Origin of the sequence: Pedobacter ginsengisoli (genome assembly GCF_002736205.1) — a bacterium.
Classification (GTDB): Bacteria; Bacteroidota; Bacteroidia; order Sphingobacteriales; family Sphingobacteriaceae; genus Pedobacter; species Pedobacter ginsengisoli_A.
On record NZ_CP024091.1, the window covers coordinates 552,322 to 565,527 of the forward strand.

The 13,206-nt window shown below is 30.9% G+C and carries 9 protein-coding genes; all 9 read left to right on the top strand.

Annotation, left to right across the window (positions count from 1 at the left end; genetic code table 11):
• The first annotated feature begins 9 nt into the window (after positions 1-9).
• Positions 10-1,308: an HlyD family efflux transporter periplasmic adaptor subunit gene (locus tag CPT03_RS02240; protein ID WP_172954125.1), complete on the top strand. Its 1,299-nt coding sequence runs from the start codon at positions 10-12 to the stop codon at positions 1,306-1,308.
• The gene (locus CPT03_RS02245) at positions 1,308-2,252 is read left to right on the top strand and encodes a hypothetical protein (RefSeq protein ID WP_099437320.1); all 945 of its coding nucleotides are present in this window, start codon (positions 1,308-1,310) and stop codon (positions 2,250-2,252) included. Before CPT03_RS02240 ends, CPT03_RS02245 begins: the two co-directional genes overlap by 1 nt.
• Positions 2,236-3,477 (top strand): glycosyltransferase, encoded by a 1,242-nt coding sequence (locus CPT03_RS02250; RefSeq protein WP_099437321.1) that lies wholly within the window; start codon positions 2,236-2,238, stop codon positions 3,475-3,477. The genes CPT03_RS02245 and CPT03_RS02250 overlap by 17 nt, the downstream gene beginning before the upstream one ends.
• The gene (locus tag CPT03_RS02255) at positions 3,474-4,688 is read left to right on the top strand and encodes a lanthionine synthetase LanC family protein (protein WP_099437322.1); all 1,215 of its coding nucleotides are present in this window, start codon (positions 3,474-3,476) and stop codon (positions 4,686-4,688) included. Before CPT03_RS02250 ends, CPT03_RS02255 begins: the two co-directional genes overlap by 4 nt.
• A 23-nt stretch (positions 4,689-4,711) precedes the next feature.
• Positions 4,712-7,804, top strand: coding sequence for a lantibiotic dehydratase (locus CPT03_RS02260; RefSeq protein WP_099437323.1), 3,093 nt, complete (start codon positions 4,712-4,714; stop codon positions 7,802-7,804).
• Positions 7,801-9,990, top strand: coding sequence for a S41 family peptidase (locus CPT03_RS02265; protein ID WP_099437324.1), 2,190 nt, complete (start codon positions 7,801-7,803; stop codon positions 9,988-9,990). Before CPT03_RS02260 ends, CPT03_RS02265 begins: the two co-directional genes overlap by 4 nt.
• An 11-nt stretch (positions 9,991-10,001) precedes the next feature.
• Positions 10,002-11,345, top strand: coding sequence for a TolC family protein (locus tag CPT03_RS02270; RefSeq protein ID WP_099437325.1), 1,344 nt, complete (start codon positions 10,002-10,004; stop codon positions 11,343-11,345).
• 34 nt (positions 11,346-11,379) lie between these two features.
• On the top strand, positions 11,380-12,231 hold the full coding sequence (locus CPT03_RS02275; RefSeq protein WP_099437326.1) for a glycosyltransferase family 2 protein: 852 nt from the start codon (positions 11,380-11,382) through the stop codon (positions 12,229-12,231).
• 222 nt (positions 12,232-12,453) lie between these two features.
• Positions 12,454-13,197 (top strand): hypothetical protein, encoded by a 744-nt coding sequence (locus tag CPT03_RS02280; protein ID WP_099437327.1) that lies wholly within the window; start codon positions 12,454-12,456, stop codon positions 13,195-13,197.
• Positions 13,198-13,206 lie beyond the last annotated feature (9 nt).

Here is a 13,206-nt window from a genome sequence, read left to right on the forward strand (position 1 = left end):
ATAGCTTTTATGTTTGAAAATTGGGAAGATGATAAAAGGAGATTTGAAAGATCCGAGGAAGCGACAACATTTATTGCTCACAAACCAAATTTTTTAGAGCGTAATGGTATTCAGATTATTGTGGCAATTTTTATTTTTTTGGTTTCTATGACTTGCTTCATTAGATATCCCGATAAGGTTGTTCAGGTTGGCTATCTTAGTGCTGAACATGCACCAGTAGAATTAAAGTCAAAGACCGATGGAATATTAAAAAAATTATTGGTACAAAATAATGAAGTAGTAAAAAAGGGAGATATAATTGGTTGGTTGGAAACCGAAATCAATTATAACGAAGTACTAGTCTTGCTTAAAAATATTGATAAACTCGATGATGATCTTTTGAAAGATAAAGGAGTAGAAAAAAAAGATTTTTTTATAAAAAAAATTGGAAATTTTAACTGGGGGGAATTACAGCAAAATTATTCAGAATTCATCTCTGAGCTTCAAAAATATGATGATTTCTATTTAAATGGATTTTATGAAAGTAAGATCAACTATGTAGATAAGGATATTAAAATTGCATTAAGTAAAAATGCTATTTTGGAGAAGCAACAAACTCTATCTCAGAGGGAACTGGATATTGAAAAAGAGACATATAATGTAGATGAGATTCTTAATAAAGAGGCGTTAGTAACTAAGCTTGATTTGACAAGGTCGGAAAGTCAGCTGATTAGTAAAGAGAGGAGTTATTTTGATGTATCTCTTGCAATAATTAATAACGAATCTTTAGTTAGTCAAAAAAGAAGCGAGGTCATGCAAATGAAACATGATGTTTTACAAAATAAGGTTCAATTTCGTCAAGCCATACATTCTCTAAAAAGGGCATTAATAGCTTGGATTGATAAATATTCAATCTCCTCGAATGAAAGTGGATCTATCGCGTTTTCATCTTTTCTTCATGAAAATCAAGTCATTTCTCCTAGTAAAATTATTGGATACGTTATGCCTGTTAATTCTAGGTTTTACCTAAGGATTTTTTTAAGTCAGGAAGCTATTGGGAGATTAAAGGAAAATAATCCTGTGGAAGTTCGCTTCAATTCTTATCCATACAAGGAATTTGGGATGCTAAACGGAAAGCTTAACTATATATCCAACATTGCATTAGATAGCGGTTTTTTAAGTAAGGTAGATTTGCCAGGTGGACTTAAAACTAATCTAAAGCATACTATTCCTTATCGAGAAAATCTCAAGAGTGAAGTGATTTTTATAACTAAAGACATAACATTAGGGCAAAGGCTCTTTGATGGTCTCTTTAAAACTAAAAAATAATGAATAAAACGCTTAAAAATGAATCTAAGGAGTTTTTGATCGATCAAACCTTAAATCTTCTTACCAACAATTATATATATAAGGATATTCCCAATAAAATACAAGGATGCCACTATCTGTTTATGGTATCGAAAGTAATCGACAGTAACTTATTTTCGAATTTAAGTCTTGATTTACTTCTTGAATCCCTTAAGGAAGCATATTCCGAGGCTAAGCTTACTACTACAAAAAAAAAAGAGGGGTTGATTTTGATGGTAATATATATCATATGTTCCTCAGAAGAGGAGGGATTTTGTATTGATATAAAGGCGCTTTATCAAGCTTTAAATGAGGATTTTGAAGATCTATTAGAATGTGATATTTCATTATCAACATTATATCTGACTCTTTATATTGGTATTTATTCAGGTACCCCAAATAAAATTTTTTATGAACGGGTTTCTAAAACACTTGAAAATTTTTATCCTCGGAAAGCAGAATTAATAAACATTGTTTTGTTTTCGATTAGTCTTTTCTTTTACAGGAAAGTTTATAAAGATAAAGCGTCAAATCACTTCGAGAGAGCATTGAGTGAAATAGAAAGTCTATTTCTTATTGAAGAAAATACAGAATCTAAAATTCTTTTGCTTTGTTCTTTATGGTTTATGAGAGGTTATGCCACTGATCAGTTGCTCTTTGATAACGAAATAATGATTAAGATTGAAAGGTTGATGAATATGGAAAAATTGAGTCATTCCGAAAATGCATATTTGATCAAATTCTTATACTTTGCTCTCAATAATGAGACAAATGTTGATCAAGATGATCTAATGAATTACACTGAGGCTTTTGATGATTTTCGTTTGGGTATTCTGGCGGTATCAAAAAATGAATTTCATAGATTCAAAGTTGGTGAAGTAATCTTGAACATATTAACAACAGTTGTTTATGAAGAATATAAATAGTACTCCCAAAAAAATAAACGTCATTTTCGTAGACTCAAAGGGGATCAGTAACATTTACGGAATTGGTTCATATAGGAATAATTTACTTGCTGAATTAGCAAAGTCTGACTCGGTTAATCTATTTTGTGTCAGCATAAAATATGCAGATAAAGGGAGCGCGAAAATCTTAAAGATTGATGAAGAAAACGCTTATACGAATATTGAAATTGTTCTATCTGCAAACAATTTAAAGACCGAAAATTTAAATATTAATCAACCTAGAATATCTGCATATTCAGCAAATATTTGCATTACACTCATTAAGTTTTTATCCGGCTGTGAGGACGGAATTATTCACTTAAATATTTCAGGAGAAGTTGAATTATGTAAAGTTGCCAAGAGGTTAGGGTTTAATGTTGTTGCCACTCAACATGTTCAAGTTATTAATCCACAAATAAATCCTAATGATTTCAACTCAATTTTACTGGAAGGTGAAAAGAAATTTTTCTCTTTAGTGGATGAGGTAATTTGTTTATCGAATTATACCAAGTCGGCAATCATTAACAATTATTCATTTGATAGTAGAAAGGTCACTTTAATTTATAATGGTGTTAAGGCTTTAGAACCTGCTTTAAATAAGAAAAGTGATTTGAAAAAGAGATTTGGATTTTCAAAAAAAGATTTTATTTTTTTATTTGTTGGTAGAATTGAAAAGAGCAAGGGACTTTATGAACTCATACAATCTTTTATCGTGTTTGCCAAGGGTAAGAGCAATATAAAATTAGTTGTAGTTGGTGGGGGTGATGTCTATTCTGCTTTGAGCTTTACTTTTGAAAATATGGGAAATATTGTGTTTACAGGTTTCTTAACTGGGGCTCAGTTATCGCTTGTTTTTAGTCTTTCTGATGTAGGTGTATTGCCTTCATATTCTGAGCAGTCGAGCTTTTCAGTACTTGAAATGATGAATAATGGATTGCCTGTTATTGTTAGTGATATTGACGGATTCGAACTTTTTGAAAATAGAAAACACGTCCTTAAGGCCGATTATGTTTTAGGGTCACCTGGCAATTCTAACTCAATCGATACTATATCATTAACAGCCTGCATGGAGGAATTATTTAATAATGTAGAATTAAGGAGTTTGATAAGCATTAATGCAAGTAAGTTATTAGCTGAAAAACTAAACTCTGTTTCGATGTCAAAAAATACAATTTCAGTATATAAAAGAGCATACAATAAAATATGAAAAATATAGATAATAAAAGGGAGATGATAACCGACAGTATCCATCATATTTATAAGGTTATTACGAATAGTTTGAAATATATCAACAAGGATAGCGGAGCTTTGCTTAATTCATCCGGGTGTTGTCTTTTTCTTTATCATTATTATAAATGTTTCGGAGATGAAGAGGCGAAGAAATTATTAAATGAAGCTTTAAAAATCGTTTTGGAAGGCGAGATGAAATATTCATACGATAAACCATCCTCGGTTTCTTTTTGTTCAGGAATAATAGGCACAGGATGGATTACAATGTATTTAAATAAGGAGGGGGTTACTGATTTTGATGACGAAATGAGCGATCTGGATGACATAGCAGTGAATTTTTTTAATCAATCTTTAAATAAAGGAAATTATGATTTTTTACACGGAGCAGGAGGTGCTTTATTCTATATGGCTTCTAAAAAGATGAACGAAAAGGTTATAACGTATATTAAGGAAATGGTTAATTCACTGTTAAATGTTGCTGTGAATGAGAATGAAGTCTTTTTTTGGGAAGCTTTTGATTTTGAAACCGAGAAAAAACAGAATAGAGTCTTAAACTTAGGACTTTCCCATGGCACTCCTGCCTTGTTGGTAATATTCTCAAAGATTTACACTTTGTCCGAAGATTTTGCTTACTTAAAAGAAACTATTGAGAATTGTGCAAATACTATCATCCGAGCGAAAAATGTTAAGGTTAAGGAATCAATGTATTCTTATTCAACGAATATTGATACTAAGACTGAGGAGTGTACAAGACTTGGTTGGTGTTATGGAGATCTGGGTGTCGGTATAAGTTTATGGCAAGCTGGAGTTTCAATAAATAATTCCCTATTTGTTAATCATGCCGTAGAGATATTTGAAAGTGCAAGTCTCCGAACTAATGTTAAAGAGGCACAAGTGAAAGATGGGGCACTTTGTCATGGAGCTGCTGGATTGGCTTATATTTTTCATAAGTATTATTTAGAAACAAAAAGTGATAAATTATTAATCGCTTCAGATTATTGGGTAGATGTAGCAATGGACTTAATCAAACCCTCATCCAAACTTTTAACTGGGAAAACAAGATGGCACAGCGTTAATGGATATTTAGATAGCTTCTCCCTTTTAGAAGGAATAAGTGGCGTTGGGTTGAGTTTTTTATCCCGTATTTCTAGTGAAAGATCAGAATGGGACAACTGTCTATTAATGTAATTAAATACTTAAAGTACTGATTTATGGAAAATATAAAATGGGACTCCAATTTTTTTGTGCTGAGAACTCCCATGTTACCACTATCGAACTTTTATTCTTTGTTCAAAAAACTTAGGAACGAAAGCGAAACTGATGCAATCTGGCAATACCTAAACGATGATTTACTAGAGGCTATTTATCTGGCATCTCCAACTCTTTATGATGAAATTAAAAAGCATAAGGAAAATCCTTTAAATTTAAATTCTGTTGAAATAAACCGTTTAACAAAATCTATTTTCAAATATATTTCAAGAGCAAGTACTAGATGTACTCCGTTTGGTTTATTTGCAAACTGTATGGTAGGACTGGTGTCAGACAGTGATAATTTCATTATTCCTGCGAATAAAATTATTAAAAATTTAAGATTAGATATGGATTCTTTATGTAGCCTATCTAATCACTTAAAGAATATTCCGGAAATTAGGAAGAATTTAGAGTATTTTCCTAATTCTGCCATTTATAAGATTAATGGTAAACTAAAATATATAGAATATAAGTATAACGTAAAAGGAGACCGTACTTTTCACTTAAGTAAAATAACTAGTGATGCAATCTTAAAGGATATCCTACGCATTTCAAATAATGGCAAATCTTATTTTAAAATTGTTAACGAATTATGTGGTTTATATGATTTTACGAGAGATGAAATTAAGGGATATGTAGATTCTTTAATTGATAATAATGTTTTGTATAGTTGTATTGAACCGAATGTGACGGGTGACGAATTTTTTAATATCATTCATAGAAAACTTGCCGATATTTCTAAATATGAACCATCTGTTATTCCTATTTTCCAAGCATTAGAGAGCATATCTCATCTAATTAGTTCGATAGAGAATGGCGATAATAATGTAGATACTTATAAGAGAATTGTAGAACTTTTTAAGACTTTATGTAAGGATGGAGCTGTAAATGAAAGTAAGTTATTTCAGATGGATACTTCCAAGGTATCAAGTACTTTATCGATTGAGCGCAAATCAATTGATCATTTATTCAATTCAATAAAGAAAATTCATTCAATTAATAATACCATTAATGAAAATCATACCTTAAAAAAATTCAAAAAGGCATTTTTAGAACGATATGATAATCAGTCGGTTAAGCTTGTTGAGCTTTTTGATAATGAAACAGGAATGGGGTATAGGAATGCTAAAAGTTTATCGGATTTCTATTCTACTCAAGAATCTAGAATAAGCAACCTGGAGAAACTTGCTTTAAAGAAGTTTCTGGAGTTCTTGAAATCAGGTAATAAAGAAATAATCATCCAAGAAGAAGATCTTAAGCCTTACAAATCTCATACTCGAGGACTTCCCTCATCGTTTAGTGTAATGGCAAATATCACCCATAATGATCTGAACGAAAAATATTTTTCAATAAATGGCTTCTCTTTGTCAACCACAAGTCTACTTGGGAGATTTTGTCACTCGGATGATAAATTGTATGATAATGTACTAGATTTAATAGAAAAGGAAAAAGAAACGGGTTGTATTACGGCGGAGATTGCCCATCTGCCTCAAGCACGAATAGGGAATATTCTTTCTCGTCCAATAATAACTGACTATGAAATAGAGTTTTTGTCTCTTTCTGGTGTTCCTTCCGAAAAGAAAATAACAATAGATGATCTTTATGTTAAATTGGTGGGTAATGAAATTGTTTTGTTTTCCAAAAAATTGAAAAAACGTATAATTCCAAAATTATCTTCTGCACACAATTATTCAAGCGGAAGTTTGGATATATACCATTTTTTGTGCGATGTTCAATATCAAAATTTAGACTCTGTACAATTTTGGAATTGGGGAGTAAGTTTAGCTGATCAGGCTTTTTTGCCCAGAGTTACATTTAATAACTGTATCCTGTCGCCAGCTCAGTGGAGCATTGATTGTCTGGAATTACAAAAAGCAGTAAAGTTAAATAAAACTACCTTTCTTGAAGAGCTTCGCGTTATTCAAAAGAAAATTGATTTACCAATGATTGTGGTTTTAAAACAGTATGATAATTTTCTAACATTAGATCTTTCTACAGGAATCTGTATTGATATACTAGAAAAAGAAGTGGGTAAAAATAAATCTGTTAGACTTTTTGAATTTATCACAAGTAACAATGAAGTTAAGCAGTCTTTTAATGATGGAGATTTAAATATCTACTCAAACGAAGTTATTATTCCTTTTAGTGTATCGAATAAGAAAAGGGTCCTTCAGCCTTTCATTACAGATTGGATCAAGCCTATTAAAAATAAACGAAAATTTTTTCTGGGTGACGATTGGTTTTATATTAAAATATATGCAAAACAAAAAAATCTCAATAAGGTATTAATTAAGCTTAGCTCAGTTCTCAAAAGGAATAAAGTTAATAAAAATATTACTTCATGGTTTTTTATTAGATATGGGGATCCTTTTCCACATTTACGGTTTAGATTTCTCGTATCTAAAGATATCGATGAACTTATTAAGGATCTTTTTGGTCAATTACAACCAATGATCAAAGATAATTTTATTACTAATATCGTTACTGATACATATGAAAGGGAAATAGAAAGATATGGTGACAATAGCATTGTGATGAGCGAGGACCTGTTCCATATCAACAGTGAACTTGTGGTTTTTCTTGTTGAGAAAAAAGCAGTTCTAAATAGTGGTTTGAATTTACAAAATGTAGCTCTAATGATAATTGATCGAACTTTGGATATATTTGATTATAGTTTATCTGAAAAATCGGAATTCTATAATAGGTCATTTAAGAGATTTTCTGTTGAATTTAATTACAACCTTGATAAAGGTTTGAAAGCTGCTCTACAAAACCAATATAGGTCTGTAAGAGGTAATCTGAACTTTCTGAATAAAAAATTATCTCAGGTGGAAAATTTAAATTTGGATTTATATTTTAGAAAATTAACTAGTATAGTTCATGATGTGAAAATTGACGATACCAAGAGTATTGATAGTTTTCTTGAGAGCCATGTTCACATGTTTGTAAATCGACTTTTTTCCGTTAATCAAAGGTTTGAAGAGTTTATTATTTATTACCTATTAGATTCTTATTATAGATCAGTGATAGCTCAAAATAAAATTAAATTATGAGGGTAATTATTTTTCTTCTGATCATGCTTAGTTCTGAATTGGGTACTTGCCAAAAATATAATTTTAAGCATTCGGGTTGGAGGGTTGTGTCCGGTGATAAAAAAAATGCAAGTATAAAAATTAAAAATATAACCGACCCGACTATCGAGAAATTGGTGTTAAGAAATGATTCTGGAGTTACTACTCTAATTAATCAATTAACAATAGGTGAAGTTGATAGTGGAGCGATAGTTGTAACAGGAAGTCTAGATAACTTCAGTGTAGAAGACTCAAGTAGTGCTTTAATCTTTGTTAACGCCATTAATAAGAATAAAAATTCGATATTTTTAATAAGCTATGATTTAAGCAAGATCATTGATGAAAATGGGAAAATTAATTTCTTTATACCATTTGATAGGAAAATTGATTCCATTAGGGTTGGAGTTCAGATTAAAGGTCGTAATGAAATTCTAATTTCAAACCTAAAATTAGAGATAACTAAGGGCGAGTTTGGAAAAGAGTGGAGAAAGACCTACTTAAAACGATTGTTTCACAATGAGGAGGAAATTGATAGACTTGAAATTTTTTCCAAAGTTTGGGGGTTTCTAAAGTATTACTCGCCTGAAATCAGCCGGAATAATATAGATTGGGATGCAGTGTTAATTAGACAGCTTGATTTTTTATTGAACAAAAATTCTCAAAAGTCTTTTGAGGAATCTATTGAATATCTTTTGAGTATAGCTCAAGCAACCGAAGTTAAAAAAGATAGAAAATTTGATCTATTGCAAGAATCTAATAACAATGAACGCATTAATCTCGATTGTAATTGGATAATCAAATCAAAATTTCTTTCTGAAAGAAGTAAGGACATTCTAATTGGTTTCAAAGATCATTTCGTTCCTTTTAATAATAAGTTTGTTGTTAGTACTGACAGTTCAGATAATCCTGTACCTCAGTTTAAAGAAAATGCATACAATAAGAACTTTTTACCCGAAATGAAATTTAGACTGTTGTCTCTTTTTAGATATTGGAATATAATTGAATATTATTATCCCTATAAATATTTGATTAAAGCCAATTGGGAGGGTTCTTTAAAATCATTGATTCCTAGGTTTATTGGAGCCACAAATTCTTTGAAATATGGGAACGCACTATTATCGTTAAATGCTTTGATTGAGGATGGTCATGCTGCCTTACCAACTGATTCGTATTCTTTTGCAAGTTATGTTTATGGCAAAAATCTTATCATTCTTCCAATCTCTTTTGGAATACAAAGTAAGGACTCTGTATTTGTAAAAAAGATTGATGAAACATTCTCTATCGAGACAGGGATTAAAGTTGGAGATATGATTGTCTCGATCAATAAAAGAAAGGTAGAAAGCTATTTGGATCAGCTTAGAGAGTATGTTGGTCATTCAAGGATTGAAATGAAAGATTATTACATAGAAAAGGGAAACCTTTTAGGGGTTAGCCCACAATATGGTGATACATTGTTTATCGAATACCTTCACAATTCAAAAGTAAATAATACAAGACTTGAAATTAATAAAAAATCAAAACCAAATTATCTCGATTTTTTTAATAAGGAACTGGGTGAAGGGAAAAAGGACAAAGCAGTTGGATTTAAATCCATAGATAAAAATACCTTGTATTTAGATGTTCATAGCTGGAGTGTAAAGGATAAAAAAAATACAATAGCTTTTTTACAAGATGTAAATAAGGTGATCATCGATTGCAGAAAGTATCCATCGTGGGATTTTATTGAATTTGTATCTTACTTTTTGAAAGATAGCGTTGAATTGTTAAAATTTATGCCAACTACAAGTTATCCGGGGTTATTAAGAGAAGTCCTGAATAAATCTTTTTCAGACTCTCTTTATTTTAAAGGTAATGTAATTGTTCTGGTTTCCGAAGAGACTCAAAGTCGTGGAGAAATGTTAGCAATGATGTTAAAGGCTAGAAGGGAAAAAATAACTTTTATAGGAAGGCCGACTGCAGGGGCAGATGGTGATGTTGCTACTATTCAAATGCTAGGAGAGCAGTATTTTAATTTTATGTTTTCAGGTGTAAGAGTTTTGTATCCTGATAATGGAGAGACACAATCGATAGGGATATGTCCTGATGTTACAGTGAAAAGAATCATCAATAGAGAAATTATGGGAGAAGATGAGATTCTTGCTGCTGCTCTTAAAATATTTACGTTTTAAATTTTTCAAAATTGAAAATACTATATAAGTTTGTTTTTCTGGCGTGCTTTCTAATTTCTCTACAAGCTACTTGTCAAACTAATTGGACGCTTGATAGTTGTATAAACTATGCTTTGTCTCATAATTTGGAGTTAGAACAATCTAGGATCCAAGAAAGTTCTACTAAATTACAAAGTGAACTTCAACATGCCAAAAAGATTCCATCCCTCTCTATATCATCTAATCTAGGGCTGTCAATAGGAAGATCAGTTGACCCCACTACAAATGAATTTACTAATAAGGGAATAACTTATCAAAGTTATGGATTACAAAGTAACTTAATGTTGTTTAACTGGTTTAACGTGAGAAATTCGATAAAATCAGTCAAATACCACTATCAGTCAGTGTCTTATGAAGTTGAAAATTCAAAAATTAATTTGAAGTTGAACTTAATTGTGGCTTATCTTAGCTTACTGGAAGCTAAAAAGCAGGTGAAATTATCAAATGAAGCTATTTTGTTGATTCATAAGCAAATATTAAAGGCCGACTCTTTGATTGTTTATGGTAGAGCTAGCAGAATTAATTCTTTAAAATTAAAATCCCAATTGGCTAAAGATAGTAGTGGACTATATCGAAGTCGACTTAATCTTAGCCAGACTAAATTGGAGTTAAAACAGTTACTTAATCTTAATGGAAAAAGTGAGTTTGATATTATTGATTCTATGAATAATACTAATGATCATTTTAATTATTTGTTGGATATCTTACCTGAGAGGATTGTGAAAGATGTTCAGATTAATCATCCTCTACAAAGATCCAGTGTTTTAGAAGTTAAATCCCTAGAATATAAATTAAAAGCGGCCAGCGCAATGAGGATGCCTTCTTTAAATGTTAATTTTAATGTAGGCTCAAATTATTCGAGCAATTACAAAAATATGTATACAAATAGTGCAGGTTATTTTGACCAAATTCTAAATACTAATTTGAGCAGAAGTGTTCTCTTTTCTTTAAGTGTACCGGTATTTAACCAAAAGTCTCTAGATGTCAATGTGAAACAGGCCAAGATAAACCTACATGAATTAGAGCTGAGAAATTCTATTCGGTCAAGAGATTTAGAAAAATTAATTTATTCCGCCTATAATGATGCTATTGCAAATTATAAAGACTATCAGCAAAGTCTTGAATACCTAAAGTATTCAGAAGAGGCTTATAAGCTAGATAAGCTATTATTTGAAAATGGAAGAATTTCAGCCGTTGAATTGTTGGAAAGTTTAAATAATCTAAATATAGGAAAGCATAATTGCTCAAGTTTATTTTATAGTACTATTTTGAAGATAATGATATTAAAATTATATGATAATTGCAATTCCTTATAAATAATTAGCAGTTTTTAAATTAAAAATTATTTCAATGAGTAAAGATAAATTGCCTAAAGTGTCAATTATAATGCCTGTAAAGAATTGTGAAAAATTCATCGTTAAATCTTTAGAAAGCATACTATGTCAAAGTTTAGAAAATTTTGAATTGTTAATATTCAATGATAAGTCAACCGATGATACTTTAAATTTAATACATAGTTTTAAGGACCGTAGAATCACGGTTTACAATGAAACAAAAGGGTTGATTAATAATTTGAATAAGGGACTTTCTATATCAAAAGCCAAATTTATAGCAAGAATGGACGGTGATGATATTATGTATAAAGATAGGTTATTGATTCAATTTAACACCATGGTTTCAATTCCTCAGATAGATATTTGTGGTACAGGTTATAGATTTATTGGGGATGATTTCGAACCAAAAATAAAAAAAGGTTACGAGGGAAGAATTCTTGCACCTATAATGAAAATGATAGTTCAAAATTTCATAGCACACCCAACGGTGATGTTACGGAAGGAATTTTTCATGACAAATAATTTAAGATACATAGATTTTAAGTATGCTGAAGATTTTAGGCTTTGGTTTGAAGCGGCGAAACTCGGAGCTAGGTTCTATATAATAGGGGAACCGCTACTTGACTATAGAATTTCATCTACACAGACTACAGCATTATTCCATTCTGAAATGAGAGCGCAAACTATTAAAATCCAGAAAGAAGCTATTGAATTTCTTTTAGGCCTTCCCCAGTTTCAGAATCAGACTCCATGTTGCACTGATTTATTTACAAGTTTAAAAGCTTATGAAGAGAGAGGTTTAATAACATTTGATAAAATACAGGATACTTTCTATCAATTGTTTTATTCTTTAATAAAAGGGAGTTAATGTGTGGCTGTAGTAATGAAAAAAATAATAGCTTGTATTTTAAGAAAGGATACGTGATTTTTAATTTTATAGGCAAGCAAATATTTGAAAAAAAACATTTTATGAGAATTATGTAGTAGTCTGAATTCAAAATTAGTGAAAGTTAAAAAAGAGGTATCATCATGTTGGTCAATATTGACGATATAAACTGATGAAAATTTGAAAAATCCAATTGCAATTTAAATGATAAAAGAATTAACCATCCTAATAGTATGGCACAAAGAAAGTAATCCTGAAAAGATTAAATGTTTTGAGGAAAATAAAAGGACATTTGAACAATATAATCCCGGTGTTGAAATTCTAGTTATTATTAACCAATTTGAAGACAGCAACGAAGCCTGGTTAAGTTCTGATCTCTCTATTTTTAATTGGTACAATGATAAAACCAAAAGTGTCGAATCAAAAAGATTTTTATTAATTGAATGGGATTGCTGGTGTGATATTAGTGTAGAGGAGTATTTTTCAAATACTTGGAATATGGATGTGGTTGCTCCTTCAGTTAAATATCCTGAAAGAGATTCTTGGTACTGGTTTAGTACTAAGCAAAAATTACCTGATAGAGCAAGATTGTATGCTACTGGGATAGTTCCTTTTTGTGGTATTTTGGTATCGGAAAAAGCAATGAAAGCTATTGGTGAAGAGATAATAAAGCCAGATTACCGTGGGTTGAACAGTGAATTGCGTTTTGCCAGTGTCGCAACATTCCTTGGGTATGATCCAGTTCCTAATCCAGTTTGTAGTAGGTCTGTGATATGGAACCCAATCATCCCTTTTGATTTTCGGTTCAAAGGATTCCATCATCCCCGAAAAGTATTAACATCTTCTTGTGTGCTTGGTCAAATCAATACGATTTTGGATTTGGATAAGTGTATTATTCCGAGAATCATTCATCAGACATATAAGGATAACTCCCCCCAACACATTTAAATTTATTAA